Genomic DNA, 24,902 nt, shown 5'->3' on the forward strand with positions numbered 1-24,902 from the left:
CCTCCTAAGTAAGCACAACGAACAAAACCAAATAAAATAGCAATCACAGGAGTATGGAAATGAAAAAGTGGTTATTGGCAGCAACTCTTGCTGCAACGGCAGTGTCTGGTGTTGCTCAAGCGAAAGAATGGAAAACAGTTCGCTTTGGCATTGAAGGCGCATACCCTCCATTTAGCTGGACAGAAACCGATGGTTCTCTAAAAGGCTTTGATGTTGATATGGCCAATGCGCTGTGTGAAGAAATGCAAGTGAAGTGTCAGATCGTTGCACAAGATTGGGATGGCATTATTCCTTCTCTATTGGCTCGTAAATACGATGCGATCATCGCGGCAATGTCGATTACCGAAGAACGTAAGAAGAAAGTGGATTTCACGGGCAAATACGCATTGATCCCAAATAAGTTCATCGCTAAGAAAGGTGCAAACCTAGATTTTGCTAATCTAGATGGCCAAAAAATCGCAGTTCAACGCGCGACCACTCACGATAAATACCTGACTGATAACTACGGTGACAAAGTTGAAATTGTACGTTACGGCTCTTTTGACGAAGCGTACCTAGACCTTGCGAACGGCCGTGTTGCTGCAGTTTTGGGCGATGCATCTGCTCTAGAGGAAGGTGTATTGAACAAAGCTGGTGGTGATGCGTACGAATTTGTTGGCCCATCTCTGACTGATGCGAAATGGTTCGGTGAAGGTTTCGGTATCGCTGTACGTAAACAAGATAAAGATCTAACGAAGAAACTTGATGCGGCAATCTTGTCACTGCGTGATAAAGGTATTTACCAAGAAATTGCTGGCAAGTACTTTAACTACGATGTTTACGGCGAATAAGCGGTAATTAAGCGACCGTTGGCTTGTTCCTAGAAGTAGTCAACGGTCGATTTTTTGAGTTTAGGGATTAGGAACTCACCTATGCTGGATTTACAAGGATATGAAGCCTCCATTTTTAAAGGGGCTTTGGTAACCATCGAAGTAGCAGTTCTGTCACTACTGCTTGCGGTGATATTGGGAATGCTTGGCGCGCTTGCTAAGCTCGCACCCTACAAATGGGCAAGAGCAATTGCCACACTTTACACCACCATTATTCGCGGCATTCCAGACTTAGTTCTGATGATGTTGATTTTCTTTGGTGGGCAAATACTTTTAAACAATAGCCTCTATTCCATCAACGAAACGCTCAATGAATGGTTTGCATCTAGCGACCCAAATCATGAGTGGACTTCTTACTTACCTGACTACATTGATGTGAGCCCGTTTATTGCCGGTGTGCTGACAATTGGTTTTATCTTTGGAGCTTACATGGCGGAAACTTTCCGTGGTGCGATCATGGCCGTCGATAAAGGTGAGTTGGAAGCAGCAAAAGCTTATGGCATGAGCCCAGTGTTGTCGTTCAGAAGAATCCTTCTTCCTCAGATGATTCGCCATGCACTACCGGGATTTGGTAACAACTGGCTGGTATTGTTAAAAACCACCGCGCTTGTCTCCATCATCGGGCTTGAAGATATGGTGAGAATGAGCTCTCTGGCGGCTGGTACAACAAAAATGCCGTTCACGTTCTACATGGCCGTTGCACTGATTTTCCTTTTCTTCACCAGTATTTCGACGGGGTTGTTAAAACTCGTTGAACGCAAATTCAGTATTCATGCGAGGTAAGTAATGGATTTTTCGTTGATTATTGAAAGCTTCCCTGTTTACTTTCAAGGGCTTTGGACGTCCGTTTGGCTGGTGGGCATTTCATTGGTGATTGGCTTGTGCGTCTCAGTTCCACTCGCCATTGCGAGAAACAGTACCAACTACGCTTTGAGCCTTCCTTCTTGGGGATTCATTTACTTTTTCCGAGGAACGCCACTGCTTGTTCAGTTGTATCTGATTTACTATGGCATGGATCAGTTTTTCCCAGTGAAAGATACCTTATGGGAACACGCGTGGTTTTGTGCTCTGGTTGCGTTTGTACTAAACACATCAGCGTATACGGCAGAGATCATTCGTGGTGCGATTAACGGTTTGCCGAAAGGCGAAGTGGAAGCCGCAAAAGCGTATGGCATGAGTAAATTTATGACTTACAAACGCATCATCTTGCCAAGTGCGTTACGCCGAGCACTACCTGCTTATTCTAATGAAGTGATCTTCATGCTTCACGGCAGTGCGGTTGCAGGGATCGTAACCATCGTGGACTTAACTGGTGCAGCGCGCTTAGTTAACTCTCGTTATTACGCACCATTTGAGTCGTTCTTGACGGCTGGACTTTTCTATATGTCGCTTACGTTTATCATTCTTTGGTGCTTTAAACGCGCGGAAAAACGTTTCTTAGCGTACCTGCGTCCTCTGAGCTAAATCATGTACTTAAGTAATGGTACCTACGGGTACCATTCTATTTTTGATACCTTCATTCATACTTTTCTTATTTATCAACAAGACTATTTCGTTCCCTCGTTCGCTTACATTACACTTCGGCAAAACCCTTGTTTAATAAGTGAAATATGAAAAAAACAATTATATCGTTGGGTCTTGCCGCTGTTGCCACCGGATGCGGTGGTGGAGAGAGCAAGTCACAATCAAACAGTCAAGTCACACCAACTCCAGTTCCTGTTCAACAAGCGCTAGAAACGGGCAATGCCCTGTTGGTTTCTGACCCAAATGACTTCATTCGTGAAAGCCGTCAAGTTGTTGAGGCGCACAAGAAACAGTCGAATGCGATCAAATCTGCGATAGCAAAAAATCTTTCGGGTCTTTACTGGGATCCGACGCATGATGCCGCGATTTTTGCTCCTACCTATGGATTCAACGACACCATATTGATGACCAATAAAGCGATGGCGAGTGGCTACAAAGACCAAGCGTTGTCGATTGGTATTGCTGGTGAGCAAACTAATGGCCAGCGTTATGCTGTTTTAGGCAGTAACCCATTTCGAACCGCACAACGTTTTCCTGATTCTTCTAATGCGGCAATGACTCAATGGTTAAAAAACCTCGTTACTTGGTTGTCAGGTGGAGCTACTTCAAACGTCGTCATCGCGCAAATGGATCAGTCTTATTACTTTCCTGATGAGCAAGCGACGCGCAGTTGGTTAAATAACAATATTTCACCAGACCTGATATTTAATGAAGCTAACCTGTGCGACGGTTCAAAATTACTTAGCTGCTTGAAAGCCGATAAGCCAAACCTGTTGATTCTGTCACAACATTTGCTGTCAGGAGATACCGACCAACAGGTAATAGATGCGCTGGCTTATGCCGAGCAAGCTAAAATTCCGGTTCTATATCTGCATTGGGACGGTGGGCTGACCGATCTTGGCCGAGACATTTTGGCAAAATTCCATGTTGACTACGTGGGGGACAACTATTGGCGTAAGTTAGGTTTGGTCGATTGGGCACCTTCATCACTGATGAACTTTGTGCCAGATTCTGTCATCACGCAACAAGCGTTGTTATCCCGTTTCGAAACTCAAAACTTCAATGTTGATTTGTCCCAATGTGATGATAAATCATGCCCAGAAGTAGCGAACATGGACAGTCAGTTTTACGACGCTGCCAACAGCATTCGCCAATGGCTGAAATCACTTGATGAGCAAAAAATCTCGTTGTTTGAACAAGATGGTTATCAATACGAAAAGCTGATGGTGTTATTGGCGGATCATTATCGTCAAACGGCCTCCTTTCCAATGGATAAGCAGTCTACGGGGACGACTGAATTTTTGAAATCGTATTTCGCGGACTACGTTCAATACAACAGTCGTCGCATCAACCCAAAACAACCAAACATGGGAAACTTCAGCCGCAGTGAATTTGGGGCCGATGTAAAGAGAATTGATACTACGGTGAATATGGAGTCTAAACGCAACTTCCGTTCGGCAGGAGTGTATGCGCTGCCAGGTGAGACTTTCACGGTAACGCGTAAAGACAACAATGATGTGACCACAAAAATTGTCATCAATAGCTTAAGAAGTGGAGCGACTCATGAGTTCAGTAAAGACGGTTATACTCGACCTAAACTGCTGACTTCATTTGCTTACGAAGTCAAAGCGGGTGAAACCATCACGCTGACTTCTCCTTATGGCGGCCCAGTACAGGTTCACTTTGACAAAAATGATATTCCGGTTGAACTGAGATTTAACCATGTGGCACAGCATCCTGTATGGAGAAGTGAGAAGGACAACGACACCTTTATTCAGCAGCTAGAAGCCAATTTGTTTGATTGGGCCGAGCTGATCACCCCTGGGTTTGAAGTGCACTCAAAGCGTGACAAGATGTTAGAGTCGGTCAACGATGAAATGTGGTCTACTCCTGCGGAAATGGCGCTTGCAACAGAAGAATATGTTCATAACTACCCGCATGTTCTGGCTGGTTTCCAAGGGCCGGGTATAGACGAAGTACCTGAAATTATTCAATACGCTCAAAACCAAGGCTGGGAAATTGCCAATATTGATATGGTTAAGCACATGAATGCTGACCAAGCCACTTGTGGTTATGGCTGCTCTGGTAACCCGTACGATGCTTATTGGGCCTTCAGTCCTTTAGGTCACGGTGATTTGCATGAGCTAGGCCACGGTTTAGAGAAAGGACGATTCCGATTCGCTGGTTGGGAAGGGCATTCGACGACCAACTACTACTCCTACTACAGCAAGTCTCGTTTCTTCCAAAATACGGGTAAGGAATCAACCTGCCAAAGCTTGGATTTCAAAGGTCAGTTTGAACTGTTGCAAACCAGTCGAGCACAAAGCGATCCAAATGCTTATATGGCGAAGCAAAACCAAACGGGTTGGAGCTGGGGTGCTCGCGTTTACATTCAAATGATGATGGCAACTCAGCACGAAGGTGTGCTTAAAAATGGTTGGCATTTACTGGCGCGACTTCATCTTATTGAGCGTGAGTTTAATCGTTTGAAAGCAGATGAGGCACTTTGGAATGCGAAACAATCAAGCATTGGTTTCTCGATGTATACCAAAGATGAAGCGAACAGTATCTCAAACAACGACTGGCTGCTCATTGCCCTAAGTTACGTGGCTCAGCGAGATATGATTAACTATCTCGACATGTGGGGATTTTCGTTCTCAGAAAAAGCGAAGCAACAAGTTGTTGCGTTGAATCTGACGCCGATGCCTCTCACTTACTTTGCAAGCAGCAATACCGGTTACTGTCTGAACGAATTCGCTCAAACGCCAGTAAGTATTGATGGTCAAACGGTTTGGCCGCTGAACTAGCTGAGTAGAAAACAACGTGCATGAAAAAGGGAGACTGAGTCTCCCTTTTTACTAGATTTACCTTAGCGTTGAGTCACGGTTATTGCTTTGTAAAGTATTACTTGAATGTCGACCAGATTGGCGCATGGTCTGAAGGCTTCTCAATACCGCGTAATTCATAATCGATACCCGACTCAATACATTTTTGCGCGAGAGAAGGAGTCGCCAAAATCACATCAATTCGTAGACCTCGGTTGTCATCAAAGCCGCGAGATCGGTAGTCAAACCACGAGAAGCGATCGTTCACTTCTGGGCAAAGCTTACGGAAAGTATCTTCAAAGCCCCAATCTAACAACGTTTTCAGCCATTCACGTTCTTCTGGTTGGAAAGAGCATTTACCCGTTTTCAACCAACGCTTACGGTTTGGTTCTCCGATACCGATATCTGAATCGATAGGGCTGATGTTGATATCACCCATAACAATCAACTGTTCATCGTTGCTGTGATGATCGTTTAGATACGTCATTAGATCTTTGTAGAACTGGCGCTTGTATGGGAATTTCGTTTCGTGGCTAATGTTGTCCCCTTGAGGGAAGTAGCCATTAAGCACCGTTACTTTTTCACCATTTTCGTCTTCAAACGTCGCCATGATCATGCGCTTTTGGTGCTCTTCGTTATCCGTTGGAAAACCTTTTTGTACGCGGATTGGCTCTTGCTTACAAAGCATCGCTACGCCGTAATGCGCCTTCTGGCCATGAAAATACACTTTGTAACCCATGGCTTCGACATCTTCAATCGGGAACGCTTCATCATGCACTTTAATCTCTTGAAGACCAATAACGTCAGGCTGGTGTTTATCGATTAGCGCTTGGAGTTGGTGCAGTCGAGCACGTAGTCCATTGATGTTAAAGCTGATTACTTTCATTATTTATCCTTTTGAGGGCGTATTTTTCTAGAATGGTATCATTCTGAAAGCGTAGTGAAAATGAATCTCAACAAAAGAAAAAAGCGCTTTTTACCGCGCTTTCAATTTGTTTTCTAAATCTGTTTGTACGATCTTCAATGCTTTAATCGCAACTTCTGGATCAATCTCGTTGGTTTCAAGCAAGTAGATCAAATCAACGGCCAGCTTGATCTCTTCTGGTGCATCATCAAGAGGAGAGGTTGGTTGGTCTGCCATTATTGGTGCTTTTCCCTATGTGTAATTTGATTTTCTAGTTTAAGAAGCGCTGCCTCACACCGAGCTAAACGTTGCTCTGTCGTCAGTAATACTTTCTGAGCTTCAGCTCGCATAAAACTAGGTGCAGTTTCCACTGCGCGTTCCTTTTCTAACACCATTTCTCGCAAGCGTCTTGCCCATTCTTGGTGCTGCGCGAGCTCTTGATAAAGCACGTTAATTGGTTTGCGAAAGTGGCTGCTATGCTTGATTTCATTCTTACGAATTTTAGTGGTAGAAATCTCTCGCTGAATTGCGCCAATTTGCGCTACGAGTCGTTCGGTGAGGTACTCCGCTCGCAAAGCGGTGAGCTTATTTTCGTTTTGCTCTCGGATAATCGCGTCCAGTGTCGATTTCGCTTCTTTTACGCAAGGGGTCAGTAAGCGAGAACGGCAGCTAAATAAACGTTCATCAAACAACGGAACGTGATGCTCTCCTCGTTGGCGATCCAATGTCGCGGCTTGATTCGCCATGTGTTCTAAACTTTGCGAAAGTTGTTCGATGTTCATGATAAACCTACAAACCAAGCGTCATAAGCCAGCTTAATCGCCAATACGCTCACGACCGTGACAAAAACGGGACGAATGAACTTAGAGCCGAATCGAATTGCAGAATGCGCACCAACAAATGCACCAGCCATTAAACACACACCCATTGTTAAGCCTAGCACCCAGTTAATGTGACCTAAAATGGCGAAAGTAATAAGTGAGGTAAAATTACTGGTGAAGTTCATCGCTTTGGCTAAACCAGAGGCGAGCAATATATTGAGACGGTACAGCGCCATAGAACTTACAGTCCAAAACGCGCCAGTTCCTGGACCGGCTAATCCATCGTAAAAACCAATCGACAAACCTTGCAGGTACTGTTTTTTATGCAGCTTTGGGCAAGGCTCTGGTATTGGGCTTTGATGAGGGGAATGTGGCGTTTTGTGGAATACAGTATACAGCGCAGCGGCTAATATAATAAGAGGCAAGACTTTTTCTAGCCAATCCGTACTGATGGCATCGACAAAGAGCGTGCCCAATGTTGCGCCGACAAGCGTTGCTGCAAACGCGCGCCCCCAACACTGAGGTTTGAACAAGCGTTTTTTGTAGTAAGTGAATGCGGCAGTTGACGATGCAAAGGTAGCAGCCAACTTGTTCGTCCCCAAAGCAATGTGAGGAGGAAGCCCCAAAGACAGCAAAGCAGGGACGGTTAGCATCCCTCCACCACCTGCGACTGCGTCAATAAATCCAGCAACAAAAGCGACTAGCGCCAACACCAACAGCATTGTCGGCTCTATCATTTCCATAAATTCTTATTCTTCTAATATTCTATTTTTCGTTTAAATGGCGGCAGTGAGTCGATAAGTGCTTGCCCGTAGCGTTTGGTTACGAGGCGTCGATCCAGAATGGTCACTCTACCAGAATCTCGTTCTTTACGCAGTAGGCGGCCCACGCTCTGGATCAGCTTTTTGCTCGCATCAGGTACAGTGATTTGCATAAATGGGTTGCCGCCTTTCTTTTCTATGTATTCTGAATGCGCTTGTTCTACTGGAGAGGTAGGAACACCAAATGGAATTTTGGTGATCACTAAGTTTTCCAGTAACTCTCCTGGCAAATCGAGTCCTTCCGAAAAGCTTCCTGTACCAAAGAGAACGCTGGTTTTGTTTGTTTCTACAAGCTTTTTATGTTTTTTTAGAATTTCTTGACGAGAACTTTCGCCTTGTACTTGCAAAGCCCAGCCTCGTTTTATGAACTCTGAAGACAGCGCTTCTGCGACTTGGTTCATCTGCCAGTATGAGGAGAATAATACCAAGTTGGCCTTTTTGTCTTCTAAGTACTTAGGCAAGATCTCAATAAGATATTCAGTAAATTGAGGTGCCGATGGTTCGTACTTCATTGCCGGTATGAGTAACTCAGCTTGGTTTTGATAATCAAAAGGCGAAGCGAGTGCCAAAAACTGAGTCCCAGATTCTGGCTTTCCATCAATGCCTACTTGATGGCAAAAATAGTGGAAAGAGTTCAACGCTCGCATTGTTGCTGAAACTAATACGGCACCAATACAACGACTCCAAATCTGTTGGTCTAGCTGCCATCCAATCTCAAGAGGGGAGACACTCACAATAAAATCGCCTTCACGATCTGGGTGAGTTTCTAGCCATCTCGCTAAAGGTGCTCCTTTTTCTCGTGTTGGCTCTGCCATCAAATGCCAAACTTGAGCAAGGTTCTCTAGTCGTTGAATATAGAAACCTAGTTCAGCGAGCGCAGGCTCGGCCAATCTTGCCGCGAGTTCGCCATCTTTGACTCTTTCTGCGATAAGATCGGCGATTTTCGCGACGCTTTGGTTTGCTTTCTTGCTGAACTGCTTTAGCTCTTTAGATTGGTTTTCTAGCCAAGTTGGCAGTTCGCCATGTTCAAAGCGGTAGATGCCTTCTTCAAACTGAGATGGGTCGAACTGTTTAGTCAGTTGAGTGAGCGCAGGTATTAAGTTTTGCACCGAGTCTTGCAAGTCATTGCGGAATCGAGCGACACGTTTCTCATCAGCCAGTGATGAAAATTTACTGATTGACTGATTCAGCTTCTCTAGCCACGCTGCTGCGCCTTTTAAACTCGCGGATGCTGAAGCGTGATCACGGGCGACGTGAGGCAGGTGGTGAGCTTCGTCAAAGACATAAATCGTATTTTCTGGCTCTGGTAAGATTACGCCACCACCTAAGTCAGCATCAGCCATAACGAGAGAGTGATTCGCGATGATCACATCATTTTTGTCCAGTTCAGAACGCGCCTTTTGAAACGGGCACCCTCTGTGACCTGGCAAACTGTTATTGCAGCTGTGTTTGTCGCTGACAATCAATTGCCAGATGCGGTCGTCTATGGGTTTAGGCCAAGCGTCGCGGTCACCATCCCATTTCCCTTGAGCGAGTGAGCGATACATGGTTTCCAGTAATTCAATGTCTTTTTTCTTTGGCTTGGTCTCAAACATCGCTAGTTGACCGCCATCCACACCACTGGCTGTTGCGAGCTTTTCTGCGCAGCAGTAGCGCTGCCTACCTTTGGCAAGAATGAAAGAGAATTCTCGGTCTGTAATACGACGAAATAGAGGAAGGTCTTTATTCACTAACTGTTCTTGAAGCGCGACGGTTGCCGTTGAGATAACGACTTTGCGGTTGTTATGCACGGCAACTGGTATAGCGGCCATCAAATAAGAAAGTGACTTACCGATCCCTGTGCCTGCTTCTGCTACCAGTATTCGATTGGACTTATGATATTGACCACAAAGCGTCTTTGCGATTTCAGCGACAAGATAATTTTGAGCTCGTCTTGGTACAAAGTTATCGAGTTGAGCTTGTAGGTTTTGATAGCTATTGCGAATCGATTTTTGAATGTTACTGGTCAGCATACGGGCCTCAAATGCGTTGGAGCCGAATAGTAGCACACATCACTAGTTGTACAGTAGTTCACAAAACGGAATGCTTTTGTAAGGAATCTAGATCTTCTTCACAAAAAAATATTGAACTCCATATCAATGCAAATAATTTCATTATATGAAAAATATAAAACTTCAAAAATGTAGATTTGTTAGATTTTAATACTGTTTTGATTGCTTTAAAGTTTGTTTTTAGATTTAAATTTTGATTATTAATAGGATGATAAATTGAGGAAAATCAAGCCGATAGTTTAGATGTTCATCGAATAAATTAAATAAAGTAAATCAAGTTATTGTTTTTATTGATTATTTTTATTTTTTGATATTTATATTTAGAAAATTTGACAGGCAGAATAATCTTTTGCAATCTAGTGCCCAGATTTTGTAGGTCATGCATTGTTACGAATCGATAACAAGTGGCCTCAAAAATATAAAAAAGGGAATTCGGAAAGGATATCCCAAACTAAGAAAAGGCAGTGGATTAATTATGAAAAAGACTCTAGTAGCTCTTGCAGTAGCAGGCATCTCTACGTCTGCACTAGCAGCAGGCAACATCTACGACAACGGTACGACTTCTTTCAACCTTAAGGGTGAGATCGACACTTACGTAAGTACTATCGAACGTAAAGAAAACGGTAAGACTTCTACTAAGCGTGATGTAGACGTTGACCTATGGGCTAAAATCCAAATCGATGCAGAGCACAAACTAAACGAAGACATCAAAGTATTCGGCTCATTTGAACTAGAAAACGGTGAATTCTTCGATAACGACAACAAACTTACTGGTGAAATCGACGGCGACCACGCTCGCGTACGTACAGATGACCTATACTTCGGTGCTTACTTCGGTGACAACTGGGGTGTAGCTTTCGGTGAAGTTGGTGATTTCGGTGACTCTCTAGACGCAATCACTATCGACAACACTAACGAAGGTCTTGGTTACGTTGATGATTTCGTAAAATCAAAAGAAAGTGCAGGTCACGCTGTTTCAGTTAAAGGTAGCTTCGACAAGCTAACAGTTATCGCTGATGCATACCTAGATCAAGACGAGAAAATCGATACTGCATTCGGTCTATCTGCGCAATACGCAATCAACGATATGTTCACAGTTGGTGCTTCTTACCAAGATCAAGAAAACCGTAACCTTGCTGGTGATGACTACCAAGTAATGGGTGCTGCTGTTCGTTTCAACATGGACAACTTCTCTGCTGCAGTTAACTACGTTGCTGAAGAGCTAAACAAAGCTGACCAAGATACATGGTCTGCAGTAGCTGCTTACAAAATGAACGAAGCTCGCGTTTACACTTCATTCGGTTTCACTGAGTACGAAGGCGACCACGACCAATCTTACTACACGTTCGGTGCTGACTACGCTGTAACTGGTAACGTTCTAACGTTCATCGAATACACTGCAAGCGAAAACGATAACAAAGATACTTCTATGAAAACTGAAGGCGATATCGTAGTTGCTGGTGTTTACTACACGTTCTAATAACAGAACTTAAGTAGATATAGTAAAGGTCGCATTTATTGCGGCCTTTTTTATATTAAAGCGTCTAGACCACTCAGTAACTATTATACATAGGTCAAGCGGGTTTAGAGTTTCGAGGCAAGAGTGCGCTTACCAATTATCTACAGCGAGTTGTAGTGAAATGATTGGCTTTTCATTAATGATTTCCTCAAACTGTGATTAGTGGTAAGCGAGATTTAACTTTTTGATGTAATTAATCGATTTTTAAGGTTATTAGGATATGAGACTAAAAACTTGGATTGTAGCGTTTTTTCTTGGTCTGTTTGGTACAACAGCGAACGCAGACACAACACATAAAACTGATGTATCAGTAACTTTAAGTACCGCACAAGGTGTTCAAGTTCTGTTTGTAAATGGCGTTAGTACGGATGAATTGAGTACTCCGTATACTCTCATCGATGGCTCAAACCAAGTGGTTATTAAGGTAAACAAAGCTATCGGGCGTGGTGACAAGCGCACTCAAGTTTACTCTGCACCATACATTCTTGGTTTTAGTTCTGGCGCGGGTGAGCTTTATATTGATGCGCCATCTTTTAGAGATAAGCGTCAGGCAGACAAGCTGTTTGAACAAGATACAATGGACTGGAAAGTAAGCATCAATGATAAGTCTATTGATTACTCGCAATATAAGATGCCAGGTAAAAAAGGTGCTTTCCCATATTCAAACCTTGATGAGCAATTGGCAGAGTACAACGAACTTAACGGCGTCTATTTTTCTAATGGCAAGCGAGTCGAGTTATCTGAGCTTCAGGCAACGGGTACAGCTAAAGAGACTCACAGAGTGAATTCGCCACTGACAAAAGCAAAAATTGCTTATCTAGAAATGACTGACGAAGAACGTCAGGTATTCATGAAGTGGGTTTCTCAACAATAATTGTTATTGGTGACGATAAAAATATAAAAAGCAGGCGATGGCCTGCTTTTATGTTTTTTGATGTTGACTACTTTAAGGAATGTGCTGTTTTAAGATGGCTAGAGCTGAATCTCTTTCCATTGGCCAGGCTGCAAGTCTCCAAGGGTAATGTCGCCCATTGAATAGCGTACTAAGCGTAAAGTTGGGAAGCCGATATGAGCGGTCATGCGTCTTACTTGGCGGTTTCTACCTTCAATGATAGTGATTGCTAGCCATGTCGTTGGAATATTTGCACGAAAACGAACTGGTGGGTTTCTCTCCCAAATCGTCGGAGCTTCAATGACTTCTACTTTTGCGGGTAAGGTCATACCATCTTTTAATTCAACGCCTTTACGCAACTTCTCTAAATCTTGCTCTTGTGGGGCTCCATCCACCTGTACCCAATACGTTTTCGGCGACTTCGATTTCGGCTGAGTCAGCTTCGCTTGTAGGATACCATCATTGGTTAACACCATTAGGCCTTCACTGTCTCTATCTAGTCGACCTGCTGCGTATACGTCTTTTACTGGAATGTAGTCAGCCAATGTTTTACGGCCGTCACCATCGGTAAATTGGCTCAGCGTATCGTAAGGCTTATTGAAAATAATGACTTTTCGATTTTGCAGGTCGACTCGAGGTTTATTGGCTTTGGCTGTGCGAGTAGGGTGGCGTCTTGTGGTTTGATCCTCTACACGGTTTGGTTTACCGGAACGTTTAAAATGGCCTGTTTTAGATTGGCTGGTACGACGCCCTTTTTCATGACCTGTGCGAGATGACATGTTAACTACCCTGCAAAAATGTAAATGAACTGTGTTTGAAAGTTTTAAGTTTTCTTAAGATCGGCTATCATTTGCGCGCCTAAAACTAACAAATGCGCACAGAATAATAGACTATTTCGTGTTATTTGTTTAATTATATCAGTGCACTCATGGATTCAGAGCCAAGAGCTTCAAACTACAAGAAAGAGTGCAAACCGCATGTGGCGTTAGCGAGGAGATACACACTACTAACGTGTAGCAATGCGTCAATTACACCAACTCAGACGCTGAGTTGATCAGCCAACAAGTTGATTCAAAAATAGGGAAATTTCATGCCTACAGAAAAACCTACCATTATCTACACCATCACTGATGAAGCACCGGCGCTAGCAACTTATTCATTACTACCAATCATTCAATCGTTTACTGCATCGTCTGGCATCAACGTAGATACTCGTGATATTTCACTAGCGGGTCGAATTATCGCTAACTTCCCAGAGCACTTAAAAGAAGAGCAACGCATTGGCGACGCGTTAACTGAGCTGGGCGAACTCGCACAAACACCAGAAGCAAATATCATCAAGTTGCCAAACATTTCGGCTTCTATTCCTCAGCTAAAAGCCGCAATCAAAGAGCTTCAAGCTAAAGGTTACGACCTACCAAACTACCCAGAAGAGCCAAGTACTTACGAAGAAAAAGCGATTAAATCGGCTTACGATAAGATTAAGGGCAGTGCGGTAAACCCAGTACTTCGTGAAGGCAACTCTGACCGTCGTGCGCCACTTTCTGTTAAGAACTATGCAAAGAAAAACCCACACTCAATGGGCGCATGGTCATCAGACTCTAAATCCCATGTATCAAGCATGGCGGGTGACGATTTCTTTGGTAGCGAGAAATCAACAACCATTTCTGGCGCAACAGAAGTAAAAATCGAGTTTGTTGGCGCAGATGGCTCTGTAAAAGAGCTAAAATCTGCTTTCCCACTGTTAGACAAAGAAGTTATTGATAGCTCTGTACTGAAGAAAAAAGCATTGGTTGAGTTCTTCGAAAAAGAAATCGCAGATGCGAAAGAGCAAGACGTACTGCTTTCTCTACACATGAAAGCGACGATGATGAAGGTTTCTGACCCGGTTATCTTCGGTCACGCTGTAAAAGTGTACTACAAAGACGTTTTTGCTAAATACGGTAAGTTATTCGAAGAGCTTGGCGTTGATGTAAATAATGGTCTTGGTGATGTTTACTCGAAAATCGAGTCACTACCAGCAGCACAAAAAGAAGAGATTGAAGCGGCAATTCAGGCGGTTTACCAAACTCAGCCTGAACTTGCGATGGTTGATTCGGATCGTGGCATCACGAACCTGCATGTCCCAAGCGACATCATTGTCGATGCATCTATGCCAGCAATGTTGCGTTCTTCTGGCCAAATGTGGGGTCCTGACGGCAAGCAAAAAGATACTAAAGCGATGATTCCAGATCGCTGCTATGCAGGTATCTACCAAGCAGTTATCGATTTCTGTAAAGAGCACGGCGCATTTGACCCGACAACAATGGGCAGCGTACCAAACGTGGGTTTGATGGCTCAAAAAGCAGAAGAGTACGGTTCTCATGATAAGACCTTTATCCTAGATGCAGCAGGTACAGTACGTGTTGTTGATGCTTCTGGCGCAGCGCTGCTTGAACAGGCGGTAGAAGAGGGTGACATCTTCCGTATGTGTCAGGTAAAAGACGCGCCAATTCAAGATTGGGTGAAACTTGCAGTAACTCGCGCACGTGCGACAGGCGTTCCAGCTGTATTTTGGCTAGATGAAAACCGCGCACACGATGCAGAGCTTATTAAAAAGGTCAATGCATACCTGCCAGATCACGATACGACAGGCCTAGAAATTAAGATTCTTGCTCCAGTAGAAGCATGTAAATACTCATTAGAGCGAATGAAAGCTGGTCTAGATACTATTTCTGTAACGGGTAACGTACTTCGTGACTACCTAACAGACTTGTTCCCAATTTTGGAACTGGGTACATCCGCTAAAATGCTCTCAATCGTTCCGTTGATGAACGGCGGTGGCCTGTTTGAAACCGGTGCTGGTGGCTCTGCTCCAAAACACGTTCAACAAGTCGAGAAAGAAAACCACCTGCGTTGGGATTCTCTAGGCGAGTTCTTAGCATTAGCTGCTTCTCTAGAGCATTTAAGCTCAGCAACTGGCAATGCTAAAGCGCAAGTTCTAGCCGATACACTAGACAAAGCAACGGGTGAATTCCTAGACAAAAATAAATCGCCATCACGTAAAGTAGGTGAGTTGGATAACCGTGGTAGCCACTTCTACTTAGCACTGTACTGGGCGAAAGCATTGGCAGAGCAAACTGTGGATGCAGACTTAGCCACTGAATTTGCACCTATTGCAAAATCTCTTGCTGAGCAAGAAGAGAAGATTGTTGCAGAACTTAATAGTGCTCAAGGCGTGAAAGGTGAGCTAGGTGGTTACTACTTACTAGACGATGCTTTGGTTTCTAAATTGATGCGTCCAAGCGAAACGTTTAACGCAATCATCGACAAGTAATCTGCGGATGACACGTCGTGACCGGCGTGTTTTTCAGATAATAAGAAACCCGCTTAATTGGCGGGTTTATTTTTCTCTTCACAAAGGTTTAAGCTATGTGAGAGCAATGGTTTCTACGACAGCACTCAATTTACTTGGCTTGGGCTTCAATTGGCACAACGCTACTTGCGTGGCAACCCTTTGGACCTTTTTCAATCTCGTAAGAGACTTGTTGGCCTGCTTTCAGTGTACGATAACCGTCCATTTGGATAGTTGAGTAGTGGGCAAAGATGTCTCCTTCCTCTTCGTCTGAACAGATAAACCCAAATCCTTTGGCATTGTTAAACCACTTTACTGTACCTGTAGCCATGCTTATACATCCCTCATGCATTTTTTACTGATGTTGTTACAACAACCAAGTTATACCTTTAACTTGGTACTACTGTTAGCGACCGCTAACAAACGTCTCATTGATACAGAATCACATTCACCAAGTTGCTTAAATTCAAACTGATCCAGAATGAGGATTTATGCATCAATACTTTCCACTGTAGTCAATGAATCCATACAGTCAATAGTGTCGAGCAACAAACGGAAACATAATTGAAAACAAATCACTTTTGAGATTAACAATTTTGCAAACTGTTTTTTGGACGTACGCCGAAGTTTAGATATTTAGACCAAAAAGCGACGGGTTACGAAAAATCCATACTGTTGGTGTTGCTTATGATAGTGAAATCATCGGATTGAATAAAAAATGAAGTTTTCGTGATAAATAACCTTTTCTCAGTGAGGAAGTGTGATCTAACACAGAAATTAGCGTTGGTCAGATTCTGTTCGTTAGTGAGAAAAGAGAGTGATTTTTGAGTAAAAGTTCAGGGCTTATCGATAACCATCTTTTATTTGCGCGCCCGCGAGACGTGGATTAGTCTCTATATTAGGTAGCAACTTTTATCTATCAAAGTTCTAAATCGGTGCCACATCTCACTACACCGCACAGCATGCTTGTGGTAGATTGTTTTTATAGGTCGAAAACATCAACCCTTTGATACGATATCTTTAAATTGCCATGAGTAAAAATTTTGAATGGGTCACTCCGGACTCTGATCTTCTGGAGCGAGAAAGTACAAAAGTTCAGCCACCTAAGCTGTATAACGTTGTACTCAATAATGATGACTATACACCTATGGATTTCGTCATAGAGGTACTTGAGCGATTCTTTTCACATGATATTGATAAAGCAACACAAATCATGCTCAAAGTGCACTATGAAGGAAAGGCAGTCTGTGGAACTTACAGCGCAGAAATTGCCGAAACAAAAGTAGCGCAAGTTACGATGTACGCAAGGGAAAATGAACATCCGCTACTTTGTACTATGGAGCAAGCGTAGAAGAAGACTTGCTCGAACAACCCAAGTTGTTTTTTCGGGAGGTACTTATGCTAAATAAAGAACTAGAGTCAAGCCTTAACGGTGCATTTGCTCGTGCAAGAGACAAACGTCACGAGTTTATGACTGTCGAACACCTCCTACTTGCATTGTTGGAAAACGATGCAGCTAAGGAAGCCCTTTTAGCCTGCAAAGCAGACCTCGATGCTTTGCGCAATGAGCTCGATATATTCATCGATCAAACTACGCCGCTTATCCCTGAAAGTGATGAGACGCGCGAAACCCAGCCGACTTTGAGTTTTCAACGTGTATTGCAACGCGCGGTTTTCCATGTTCAGTCGTCTGGTCGCAACGAAGTAACGGGTGCTAATGTATTGGTCGCAATCTTTAGCGAACAAGAGTCGCACGCCGCTTATTTATTGAAGAAAAACGACATTTCTCGCTTAGATATTGTCAACTTTATCTCCCACGGTATTACGAAAGCTTCTGGCGCCGGAGAAGATCCATCTTCTTCAGATTCGTTTAGCTCGGATAGTGTCGAAGAAACAGGTTCCGATGAGCGTTTAGAAAGCTTTGCAACAAACCTCAACCAAGTGGCGAAGGCGGGTAATATTGATCCATTAATTGGCCGTGATAAAGAGCTAGAACGTACGATCCAAGTCCTATGTCGTCGTCGTAAGAACAATCCATTGCTCGTTGGTGAAGCTGGTGTGGGTAAAACGGCAATTGCAGAAGGCCTAGCTTGGAGAATTGTTGAAGGCCAAGTGCCTGAGGTGATTCAAAATAGCGTTATCTACTCACTTGATATCGGTTCGCTGCTAGCAGGCACTAAGTATCGTGGTGATTTCGAGAAACGTTTCAAATCGATTTTGAAGCAGCTTGAAAAAGAAGAAGATGCCATCCTGTTCATTGATGAGATCCATACTATTATCGGTGCTGGTGCAGCGTCTGGTGGCCAAGTCGATGCGGCAAACTTGATTAAACCTCTACTAAGTAGCGGTAAGTTGCGCTGTATTGGTTCAACTACCTATCAAGAGTACAGCAATATTTTCGAAAAAGAGCGTGCGCTATCTCGTCGCTTCCAAAAAATCGACGTTGTAGAACCTTCTCTGGACGATACAACCAAGATCCTGATGGGCTTGAAACCAAAGTACGAAGCTCACCACGAAGTGCGTTACACCAACAAAGCACTGCGTGCAGCCGTAGAGCTGTCTGCAAAGTACATCAACGAGCGTCATCTACCTGACAAAGCGATTGACGTTATTGATGAAGCCGGTGCTCGTAGTCGATTAGCTCCAGCAAGTCGTCGTAAGAAGACGGTTGGCGTGGCTGATATTGAAGCCATGGTTGCAAAAATGGCTCGAATTCCAGAGAAGTCGGTGTCTTCATCTGACAAAGACATCTTGAAGAATCTTGATGGCAAAATGAAGATGCTAGTCTTTGGTCAAGACAACGCTATTGATGCGCTTTCGGAGGCTATCAAACTGTCTCGTGCTGGTTTGGGTGTAGATAACAAGCCTGTGGGTTCGTTCTTGTTTGCAGGGCCTACTGGTGTGGGTAAAACCGAGGTAACTGTTCAGCTATCGAAACTGCTTGGTATTGAACTGCTTCGTTTTGATATGTCTGAGTATGGTGAGCGTCACTCGGTGAGCCGCTTAATTGGTGCTCCTCCAGGTTATGTTGGTTATGATCAAGGTGGCTTGTTAACCGATGCCGTTATTAAGCATCCTCATTCCGTTGTTTTGTTGGATGAGATTGAGAAAGCGCACCCAGATATCTTTAACTTGTTACTGCAAGTGATGGATAACGGTACGCTGACGGACAACAATGGTCGCAAGGCCGACTTCCGTAACGTGATCCTTGTGATGACCACTAACGCGGGTGTGGCAGAAACTGAGAAGAAATCGATCGGTTTAATCCAACAAGATCATAGTCACGATGCCATGGCAGAAATTAAGAAGGTGTTCACTCCGGAGTTCCGTAACCGTCTTGATAATATCATCTGGTTTAATAGCCTAGATGAAAGTGTTATCCATCAAGTGGTTGATAAGTTTATTGTCGAGCTTCAAGTCCAGTTGGATGCTCGCGGAGTATCCATGGAAGTATCGCAAGATGCTCGCCATTGGTTAGCACATAAAGGTTATGACAAAGCGATGGGGGCACGTCCAATGGGCCGTGTAATCCAAGAGCAATTGAAGAAACCATTGGCAAATGAACTGTTGTTCGGATCACTTGTTGATGGTGGTACGGTGAAAGTGTCGTTAGTAAATGATGCGCTTGAATTTGAATATTTGAGTGAGAAAGAAGCAGCAATGCACTAACGTTTGTCGTTAATTTCAAATCAAAAGCGTGCGATTGGTCGCACGCTTTTTTTATATCTGTCTAGCACGAAGACTCATCTCTTTATTTCTGTTTTATTCATGGTTGTGCATATTGAGAAATAAAGAGGAAAGCATGAAAACTTTCATCATAGCGTGGTTTCTTATTCTACTCGTAGGGTGTGATAAACACGCATTAGTTGTTGAGGCGAGTAAGCCAGAGTTTGATCCTATCATTCAGCGAGTAGAACAAGGACAAGCAGCAAACCTGCATAGCTTACTAGTGTGGCAAGATAGCCAGTTGACGTTGGAACTGTATCGTCAAGGTGGTGGGCTTGATGGTAATCGTCAAACACCAAATGTGCCTGTCGGGCAAGAGGTTGTGCATAACGTGCATTCTGTCACGAAATCCTTTGTCGCTACGCTGATTTTCATCGCTATTGATGAAGGCAAAATCGAAGGGTTAGATACGTCAATATTTGATTTCTTTCCTGAGTATACCGAGCCAGATAGAAAGGCGAAGCTAGCGATAACATTACGAGATGTTCTAAATATGTCCACAGGCTACGCATTGGATGAATTGTCCGTACCATATGGACAAGGCAACATTTTTTCTCGTCATTACAATGCGAAGGACTTAAAACAGCAGTTTCTTTTCACTCAATTAGCTTTTGATCCAGGAACAAAGTTCGCGTACAGCGGTCTTTCTACAGTTGGTCTTTCTAAAGTGATTGAAAAAGTATATGGGCAATCATTTACGAAAGTAATGAAAGAGAAGATTTTTTTCCCTTTAGATATTGAAGAGTATCAGTGGCTGCCAAACATCGGTAGTGGCGAAGCAGGAGCAGACTGGGGCTTACGTCTAACATCTCGAGATATGGGTAAGTTTGGCTTGATGTGGCTGAACAAAGGACAATACAACGGAACGAAAATTGTTGGTGAAGAATGGTTGAATGAACTCAGAAAGAGTAAGTTCTATTCGTATGAGATGGGGTATGGGTTACATTTTTGGCAGGTTTCTAACGTTGAGAATGGCGTTGCGGCTGTAGGGATAGGAGAGCAGTACATTGTTGCCATTCCGAACAAAAATGCAGTGATTGTCACGACCGCGGGAACTACGAAACAAGATCTCGACCAGTGTTAACTCTGATCCAGCAATTGGCCGAGTTACTTTAATTCAATGTTTACAAATAAAAAACGGAGCAAAAATGCTCCGTTTTTTATTTGCATCCGAAAATCAAAGATTAACGAGCGCGGAAGACGATGCGGCCTTTTGATAGGTCGTATGGAGTCATCTCTACAGTTACTTTGTCACCCGTTAGGATACGGATGTAGTTCTTGCGCATCTTGCCAGAGATGTGAGCAGTCACAACGTGACCGTTTTCAAGTTCAACACGGAACATAGTGTTTGGTAGAGTGTCAAGGACAGTACCTTGCATCTCGATTACGTCTTCTTTAGCCATTTAATCCTCTTTAGAAATTAGGCAATATTAGCGAGCGTTATTGTGCCGCTAAATAGGAATTATGTAAAGTTGGGGCGTATTCTACCCTTGCCAACGCTGATTTACTAGCCTTTGGTGGCGTTGAAAACGCGTTTTGTAGTTCATTGCTGGACATTCATCAATCTGATAACCCAAATATAGCCACTGCTCGTTATTTTGTTGGCAGTAGTTCACTTGGTACAGCACCGCTAGTGTACCGAGTGAAAGTGGGTAGTCTGGATCAAAAAACGTATAAAACGCGCTAGAACATTGTGTCATCACATCAGTCACCGCTACACCAAGTAGTTGATTTGATTCATCATAGATGTGCAAGAACAACGTTGTCAGCCAAGTCGTTTGTGCAAAACGTGAGAACTCATCTCGCTTGGGAGGGTACATGGTACCGTTTTTGTGTCGCTTGCAAATGTAACGGCTGTAGAGCTCAAACCACTCGGCGTCCATCTCCGTTTTCATCTCCCAACGCAGGTTTTTGGCTTTACTGAGCAGTCGTTTTTGACTTCTAGATAGTACGAAATCAGGTATCGATATGCGAATAGGCTGGCAAGCATGGCAACGCTCGCAATGTGGTTTGTATATTGTATCTCCGCTGCGACGAAAGCCATTAGCCATCAATAGTTGATAGTTTTGTTCAGTATGTAATTCAGCGTCCAATGCCACCGCAACACGCTCTTGTCGCTCCGGTAAATAGCTACAAGGATGGTTGTTGGTTAACCCAATTCGAATGTGTTGTAGATCTGTGCTCATGATTCTGAATCCTGCAAAACTTGGGGCGTAAAGGTGTCAGAAGCCGTTTGCTTTTCTCTTAAAGATAGTAGCTTTTGTATGAACTCGTCTCGGTCAAGTTCAAATGCGCCGAGGGATGCCAAGTGCGGGTTCATCACCTGACAATCTATTAATTGACCATGCTTTGACGCCAAATGCGTGCACAAATACCACAATGCGATTTTTGATGCGTTGTCTTTCAAACTGAACATGGACTCGCCACAAAAAAGTTGACCCACGCTAATGCCGTATAAACCGCCAACAAGCGTGTTGTCATGCCATACTTCTACTGAGTGGCAATTCCCTAGGTTGGATAGCTGAATATAAGCGGCTTGCATCTCTTCATTCAGCCATGTTTCATCTGCTGGCCGGGTCGACGAGCAAAGTTGAATGACGCGCTCAGTCGCTTGATTTATAGTGACTTTATATTGATGCTTGCGCTGAAACTTTTTAAGACTTTTTGATGGCTTAAACGTTAAAGGATCAAACACAGCACGTGGCGAAGGACTCCACCATAAAATGGGTTCTCCTGGACCATACCAAGGGAAAATACCTTGGTAGTAGCCACTCAAAATTCTATGTGGATCTAAGTCTCCGCCAAAAGCCAACAGACCATTGGGATCTGACAGAGCTTCGTAAGGGGATGGGAAGTTGAACGTTGAATCGAGTTCAGTTAAATAGATTGCCATAGAAAAGTACTGACCAATATCGAACCAAAGGAACTTGTGATGACTCGAGTTAGAAAATTTTTGAAAGTATGTCCTTGGATCATACTGTTTTTACCCCTTTTCGCCAATGCAGCGTACCAAAGGAATGTCGCAAAACCAGTGAATGAAGTGGTGTACGGGAAGATAGATTCAGTGCGTTACATCACTCAACAAGAAGTTGTGCAATCGAAAAGCAACGGTTGGAAAACTCTATTAGGGGCAACCATTGGTGGTTTAGTTGGCAACCAGTTTGGTGGTGGCTCGGGTAAAGAGGTAGCAACGGCGGTTGGCGCACTGGCTGGCGCTGCGGTTGCGCAAAACCAAAGTAATTATCAATACACAGTTGAATATAAGTTGGTTGAACTGCTAATTAAAGTTAAAGGCGATAAACTGATCAACGTTATTCAGGATGTTGATAAAAATATGCTGTTTAGCCGAGGGGATGAAGTTCGTATCTTATATTTCGATGATGGAGTGCGCGTAGATTTAGCGTACTGAGTGGGTGTTTTAGCGTCAATTTTATCGTTGACTAATTATTCAGAAATTAGCGCAGATTTGCTCTGGTTTTGTGCTGGTTTTTTCGTTAGTCTGAATCCACGAAGAATTGTTTAGCTCTCACAACAGCGTGAATTGAGAGCACAAAGGATTATCAACTTTTAATGGAAAGCCTAACGTTACAACCGATCAATAAAATTCAAGGGGAAGTGAACCTTCCTGGTTCCAAAAGTGTTTCTAATCGAGCACTTTTACTCGCTGCATTAGCAAAGGGGACGACTCGTCTCACCAACCTTCTCGATAGTGACGACATTCGTCACATGCTAAACGCACTCACTAAACTAGGCGTGAAGTACACATTATCTGCAGATAAAACAGAATGTGTGGTTGAAGGCCTTGGTCGTCCGTTCTCAGTATCAGAACCTGTCAAGCTCTTTCTGGGCAATGCGGGCACAGCCATGCGACCTTTAGCAGCCGCACTTTGTGTTAGCCAAGGTGAATATGTGCTTACTGGCGAGCCTCGTATGAAAGAACGACCAATTGGTCATCTTGTGACTGCATTGCAAGAGGCGGGAGCAGATATTGAATATCTGGAAAACACAAACTACCCACCACTAAAGATTGTCGGTACTGGTCTGAAAGCAGGCACAGTGTCGATTGATGGTTCTATTTCTAGTCAGTTTCTCACGGCTTTTTTGATGTCTGCACCACTTGCCGAAGGCGAAGTGCGTATTAAGATTGAAGGTGATTTGGTATCAAAGCCTTACATTGATATTACGCTGCATATCATGAAGCAGTTCGGTGTCGAAGTGATCAACAACGACTATCAAGAGTTTGTGATTCCAGCTGGTCAACACTATGTTGCGCCTGGTGATTTTCTTGTGGAAGGGGATGCTTCGTCGGCCTCTTACTTTTTAGCTGCGGCAGCAATCAAAGGCGGTGAAGTCAAAGTAACTGGCATCGGTAAAAATAGCATCCAAGGTGATATTCAATTTGCTGATGCGCTAGAAAAAATGGGCGCAGAGATTGAATGGGGCGATGATTACGTTATTTCCCGCGTCGGGAAGCTTAAGGGCATCGATATGGATTACAACCATATTCCAGATGCAGCAATGACCATCGCGACGACGGCTTTGTTTGCTGAAGGTACCACGGCAATTCGCAATGTTTATAACTGGCGTGTAAAAGAAACCGATCGTTTGTCTGCAATGGCAACAGAGCTTCGTAAAGTTGGTGCGGAAGTGGAAGAAGGTGAGGATTACATCATCGTTAAACCAGTACCTCACCTTAAACATGCGGCGATTGATACCTACGATGATCATCGTATGGCGATGTGCTTTTCTCTGGTGGCGTTAAGCGATACACCAGTGACGATTAATGACCCGAAATGTACGTCCAAAACATTCCCGGATTATTTCGACAAGCTTAAAGCGTTGAGCTGCTAGATCTCTAACTGAAAAGCCAGAGCGATGATGCTCTGGCTTTTTTGTCTTAATTTGCTGTTATTTAATCAGCGTAAATTCTTTAGAAAGGTGATGGGCTAAGTATTTGAACATATTGAATACTGCCGTAGTATTTGCGGTTGGTAAGCCTTTGTCATCAAGGAAGTACTCACCTTTAAATACCAAAACCCCGTCTTTTTCTTCTACGCTTGTCGCTCGCATTCCGTTGATGTAATCATCGTGCTCTTGGATGATTTGGTTTGCGATTAAAAGAAGGTCGAATTCTTCAATAAACTTTCTATCAGACATAACGTTCTCATCATTCATTACAAATTAAAAAGTGTGGCGAAGTATACCCATATTCTTTAAGGGTTTGCATGATTAATTCCATCGCCACGTTGGTTGATTTGAGGCGAGGGTTAACTCAGTACTGAGGTTACGCGGATACAAAGTGGCTTTCAGCGCAACAACCTAAGGTTGCGCCATATTGACAGAAAATATTTTGTGATGAGTAACAAAATTTATTGCATTGGATTAGCAGTAGCAAAGTTTGCCTGCTTAGATATGCCGCTCAATACCTTTCAGACCCCTGTCTCTTTGAAGTATAAAGACGATGAATTGTCAACCAATCGGATCTGAATTTCAAAAAAGCAGTTGATCTTCTTTTCATCTCGCACAATAGTAAAAAAAGAAGCAATGAAATAGAACACTATGCGGGTGACCTTAAAACGAGGTTTCTACCCGCATTATTATGAAGGACGTTAGAGT

22 protein-coding genes and 1 pseudogene are annotated in these 24,902 nt (G+C 43.6%); 12 read left to right on the top strand and 11 right to left on the bottom strand.

Translation table 11 applies throughout. The features are described from left to right. The first annotated feature begins 59 nt into the window (after positions 1 to 59). The 4 genes from DYB02_RS06345 (at position 60) to DYB02_RS06360 (ending at position 5,200) form a co-directional block, all read left to right on the top strand. The gene (locus DYB02_RS06345; RefSeq protein WP_005456273.1) at positions 60 to 830 is read left to right on the top strand and encodes an ABC transporter substrate-binding protein; all 771 of its coding nucleotides are present in this window, start codon (positions 60 to 62) and stop codon (positions 828 to 830) included. A gap of 81 nt (positions 831 to 911) precedes the next feature. After that, positions 912 to 1,652: an ABC transporter permease gene (locus DYB02_RS06350; RefSeq protein WP_005456256.1), complete on the top strand. Its 741-nt coding sequence runs from the start codon at positions 912 to 914 to the stop codon at positions 1,650 to 1,652. Between the two features lie 3 nt (positions 1,653 to 1,655). Further along, positions 1,656 to 2,333 carry an ABC transporter permease gene (locus tag DYB02_RS06355; RefSeq protein ID WP_029803722.1) on the top strand — a complete coding sequence of 226 codons (678 nt, stop codon included), beginning with the start codon at positions 1,656 to 1,658 and terminating at the stop codon, positions 2,331 to 2,333. A gap of 146 nt (positions 2,334 to 2,479) precedes the next feature. Beyond that, the gene (locus DYB02_RS06360; protein WP_029803724.1) at positions 2,480 to 5,200 is read left to right on the top strand and encodes an ImpA family metalloprotease; all 2,721 of its coding nucleotides are present in this window, start codon (positions 2,480 to 2,482) and stop codon (positions 5,198 to 5,200) included. 97 nt (positions 5,201 to 5,297) lie between these two features. Here the strand turns inward: DYB02_RS06360 and xthA are convergent, their stop codons facing one another. The 5 genes from xthA to dinG all read right to left on the bottom strand — a co-directional run bounded on the left by xthA (position 5,298) and on the right by dinG (position 9,776). After that, positions 5,298 to 6,104: an exodeoxyribonuclease III gene (gene xthA / locus DYB02_RS06365; RefSeq protein WP_029803726.1), complete on the bottom strand. Its 807-nt coding sequence runs from the start codon at positions 6,102 to 6,104 to the stop codon at positions 5,298 to 5,300. A 90-nt stretch (positions 6,105 to 6,194) separates the two neighbouring features. Next, positions 6,195 to 6,359: a pleiotropic regulatory protein RsmS gene (gene rsmS / locus DYB02_RS06370; protein ID WP_029803728.1), complete on the bottom strand. Its 165-nt coding sequence runs from the start codon at positions 6,357 to 6,359 to the stop codon at positions 6,195 to 6,197. Beyond that, on the bottom strand, positions 6,359 to 6,904 hold the full coding sequence (locus DYB02_RS06375; protein WP_029803730.1) for a primosomal replication protein: 546 nt from the start codon (positions 6,902 to 6,904) through the stop codon (positions 6,359 to 6,361). The genes rsmS and DYB02_RS06375 overlap by 1 nt, the downstream gene beginning before the upstream one ends. Further along, positions 6,901 to 7,686, bottom strand: a complete 786-nt coding sequence (locus DYB02_RS06380; protein ID WP_005456200.1) for a sulfite exporter TauE/SafE family protein — start codon at positions 7,684 to 7,686, stop codon at positions 6,901 to 6,903. The genes DYB02_RS06375 and DYB02_RS06380 overlap by 4 nt, the downstream gene beginning before the upstream one ends. A gap of 14 nt (positions 7,687 to 7,700) precedes the next feature. After that, positions 7,701 to 9,776: an ATP-dependent DNA helicase DinG gene (dinG, locus tag DYB02_RS06385; RefSeq protein WP_005456236.1), complete on the bottom strand. Its 2,076-nt coding sequence runs from the start codon at positions 9,774 to 9,776 to the stop codon at positions 7,701 to 7,703. 514 nt (positions 9,777 to 10,290) lie between these two features. On the opposite strand from dinG, the gene DYB02_RS06390 reads away from it, so the two are divergent. Together DYB02_RS06390 and DYB02_RS06395 are read left to right on the top strand one after the other, a co-directional pair. Then, positions 10,291 to 11,295 carry a porin gene (locus DYB02_RS06390; protein WP_005456255.1) on the top strand — a complete coding sequence of 335 codons (1,005 nt, stop codon included), beginning with the start codon at positions 10,291 to 10,293 and terminating at the stop codon, positions 11,293 to 11,295. Positions 11,296 to 11,554: 259 nt separating this feature from the next. Beyond that, positions 11,555 to 12,208: a DUF2057 domain-containing protein gene (locus DYB02_RS06395; RefSeq protein ID WP_005456209.1), complete on the top strand. Its 654-nt coding sequence runs from the start codon at positions 11,555 to 11,557 to the stop codon at positions 12,206 to 12,208. Positions 12,209 to 12,306: 98 nt separating this feature from the next. Here the strand turns inward: DYB02_RS06395 and DYB02_RS06400 are convergent, their stop codons facing one another. After that, complete coding sequence (locus tag DYB02_RS06400; protein ID WP_025503107.1) at positions 12,307 to 13,005, bottom strand: pseudouridine synthase; 699 nt, start codon at positions 13,003 to 13,005, stop codon at positions 12,307 to 12,309. 311 nt (positions 13,006 to 13,316) lie between these two features. Here DYB02_RS06400 and DYB02_RS06405 point away from each other — a divergent pair, with 311 nt between their 5' ends. Further along, on the top strand, positions 13,317 to 15,542 hold the full coding sequence (locus DYB02_RS06405; RefSeq protein ID WP_025503108.1) for an NADP-dependent isocitrate dehydrogenase: 2,226 nt from the start codon (positions 13,317 to 13,319) through the stop codon (positions 15,540 to 15,542). Positions 15,543 to 15,672: 130 nt separating this feature from the next. Here DYB02_RS06405 and cspD read toward each other — a convergent pair whose 3' ends face one another. Next, on the bottom strand, positions 15,673 to 15,891 hold the full coding sequence (cspD, locus tag DYB02_RS06410) for a cold shock domain-containing protein CspD (protein WP_005456215.1): 219 nt from the start codon (positions 15,889 to 15,891) through the stop codon (positions 15,673 to 15,675). Between the two features lie 699 nt (positions 15,892 to 16,590). Here cspD and clpS point away from each other — a divergent pair. From clpS to DYB02_RS06425, 3 genes and pseudogenes are all read left to right on the top strand, one after another. Continuing rightward, a complete protein-coding gene (gene clpS / locus DYB02_RS06415) occupies positions 16,591 to 16,911 on the top strand; it encodes an ATP-dependent Clp protease adapter ClpS (protein ID WP_005456259.1) in 321 nt (106 codons plus the stop codon). Between the two features lie 47 nt (positions 16,912 to 16,958). Beyond that, on the top strand, positions 16,959 to 19,229 hold the full coding sequence (clpA, locus tag DYB02_RS06420; RefSeq protein WP_005495889.1) for an ATP-dependent Clp protease ATP-binding subunit ClpA: 2,271 nt from the start codon (positions 16,959 to 16,961) through the stop codon (positions 19,227 to 19,229). 133 nt (positions 19,230 to 19,362) lie between these two features. Continuing rightward, positions 19,363 to 20,402, top strand: a pseudogene (locus DYB02_RS06425) (serine hydrolase domain-containing protein). A 68-nt stretch (positions 20,403 to 20,470) separates the two neighbouring features. Here the strand turns inward: DYB02_RS06425 and infA are convergent. The 3 genes from infA to aat form a co-directional block, all read right to left on the bottom strand. Beyond that, positions 20,471 to 20,689 (bottom strand): translation initiation factor IF-1, encoded by a 219-nt coding sequence (gene infA, locus DYB02_RS06430; protein WP_001040192.1) that lies wholly within the window; start codon positions 20,687 to 20,689, stop codon positions 20,471 to 20,473. Positions 20,690 to 20,770: 81 nt separating this feature from the next. Continuing rightward, the gene (locus tag DYB02_RS06435) at positions 20,771 to 21,472 is read right to left on the bottom strand and encodes an arginyltransferase (protein WP_024699955.1); all 702 of its coding nucleotides are present in this window, start codon (positions 21,470 to 21,472) and stop codon (positions 20,771 to 20,773) included. Then, a complete protein-coding gene (aat, locus tag DYB02_RS06440) occupies positions 21,469 to 22,179 on the bottom strand; it encodes a leucyl/phenylalanyl-tRNA--protein transferase (protein ID WP_029803731.1) in 711 nt (236 codons plus the stop codon). The genes DYB02_RS06435 and aat overlap by 4 nt, the downstream gene beginning before the upstream one ends. 39 nt (positions 22,180 to 22,218) lie before the next feature. On the opposite strand from aat, the gene DYB02_RS06445 reads away from it, so the two are divergent. Continuing rightward, positions 22,219 to 22,695 (top strand): outer membrane lipoprotein, encoded by a 477-nt coding sequence (locus tag DYB02_RS06445; protein ID WP_029803733.1) that lies wholly within the window; start codon positions 22,219 to 22,221, stop codon positions 22,693 to 22,695. A 161-nt stretch (positions 22,696 to 22,856) separates the two neighbouring features. Further along, positions 22,857 to 24,137, top strand: a complete 1,281-nt coding sequence (gene aroA, locus DYB02_RS06450; protein WP_029803735.1) for a 3-phosphoshikimate 1-carboxyvinyltransferase — start codon at positions 22,857 to 22,859, stop codon at positions 24,135 to 24,137. 57 nt (positions 24,138 to 24,194) lie between these two features. Here the strand turns inward: aroA and DYB02_RS06455 are convergent, their stop codons facing one another. Further along, a complete protein-coding gene (locus tag DYB02_RS06455) occupies positions 24,195 to 24,443 on the bottom strand; it encodes a YciN family protein (RefSeq protein ID WP_005478953.1) in 249 nt (82 codons plus the stop codon). Positions 24,444 to 24,902 lie beyond the last annotated feature (459 nt).

Source organism: Vibrio parahaemolyticus (assembly GCF_900460535.1).
Lineage (GTDB): Bacteria > Pseudomonadota > Gammaproteobacteria > Enterobacterales > Vibrionaceae > Vibrio > Vibrio parahaemolyticus.

Bases quoted from the DNA above. Each gene is read 5' to 3' on its own strand.
- DYB02_RS06345 (WP_005456273.1), top strand. From the start codon at position 60: ATGAAAAAGTGGTTATTGGCAGCAACTCTTGCTGCAACGGCAGTGTCT.
- DYB02_RS06350 (WP_005456256.1), top strand. From the start codon at position 912: ATGCTGGATTTACAAGGATATGAAGCCTCCATTTTTAAAGGGGCTTTG.
- DYB02_RS06355 (WP_029803722.1), top strand. From the start codon at position 1,656: ATGGATTTTTCGTTGATTATTGAAAGCTTCCCTGTTTACTTTCAAGGG.
- DYB02_RS06360 (WP_029803724.1), top strand. From the start codon at position 2,480: ATGAAAAAAACAATTATATCGTTGGGTCTTGCCGCTGTTGCCACCGGA.
- xthA (WP_029803726.1), bottom strand. From the start codon at position 6,104: ATGAAAGTAATCAGCTTTAACATCAATGGACTACGTGCTCGACTGCAC.
- rsmS (WP_029803728.1), bottom strand. From the start codon at position 6,359: ATGGCAGACCAACCAACCTCTCCTCTTGATGATGCACCAGAAGAGATC.
- DYB02_RS06375 (WP_029803730.1), bottom strand. From the start codon at position 6,904: ATGAACATCGAACAACTTTCGCAAAGTTTAGAACACATGGCGAATCAA.
- DYB02_RS06380 (WP_005456200.1), bottom strand. From the start codon at position 7,686: ATGGAAATGATAGAGCCGACAATGCTGTTGGTGTTGGCGCTAGTCGCT.
- dinG (WP_005456236.1), bottom strand. From the start codon at position 9,776: ATGCTGACCAGTAACATTCAAAAATCGATTCGCAATAGCTATCAAAAC.
- DYB02_RS06390 (WP_005456255.1), top strand. From the start codon at position 10,291: ATGAAAAAGACTCTAGTAGCTCTTGCAGTAGCAGGCATCTCTACGTCT.
- DYB02_RS06395 (WP_005456209.1), top strand. From the start codon at position 11,555: ATGAGACTAAAAACTTGGATTGTAGCGTTTTTTCTTGGTCTGTTTGGT.
- DYB02_RS06400 (WP_025503107.1), bottom strand. From the start codon at position 13,005: ATGTCATCTCGCACAGGTCATGAAAAAGGGCGTCGTACCAGCCAATCT.
- DYB02_RS06405 (WP_025503108.1), top strand. From the start codon at position 13,317: ATGCCTACAGAAAAACCTACCATTATCTACACCATCACTGATGAAGCA.
- cspD (WP_005456215.1), bottom strand. From the start codon at position 15,891: ATGGCTACAGGTACAGTAAAGTGGTTTAACAATGCCAAAGGATTTGGG.
- clpS (WP_005456259.1), top strand. From the start codon at position 16,591: ATGAGTAAAAATTTTGAATGGGTCACTCCGGACTCTGATCTTCTGGAG.
- clpA (WP_005495889.1), top strand. From the start codon at position 16,959: ATGCTAAATAAAGAACTAGAGTCAAGCCTTAACGGTGCATTTGCTCGT.
- infA (WP_001040192.1), bottom strand. From the start codon at position 20,689: ATGGCTAAAGAAGACGTAATCGAGATGCAAGGTACTGTCCTTGACACT.
- DYB02_RS06435 (WP_024699955.1), bottom strand. From the start codon at position 21,472: ATGAGCACAGATCTACAACACATTCGAATTGGGTTAACCAACAACCAT.
- aat (WP_029803731.1), bottom strand. From the start codon at position 22,179: ATGGCAATCTATTTAACTGAACTCGATTCAACGTTCAACTTCCCATCC.
- DYB02_RS06445 (WP_029803733.1), top strand. From the start codon at position 22,219: ATGACTCGAGTTAGAAAATTTTTGAAAGTATGTCCTTGGATCATACTG.
- aroA (WP_029803735.1), top strand. From the start codon at position 22,857: ATGGAAAGCCTAACGTTACAACCGATCAATAAAATTCAAGGGGAAGTG.
- DYB02_RS06455 (WP_005478953.1), bottom strand. From the start codon at position 24,443: ATGTCTGATAGAAAGTTTATTGAAGAATTCGACCTTCTTTTAATCGCA.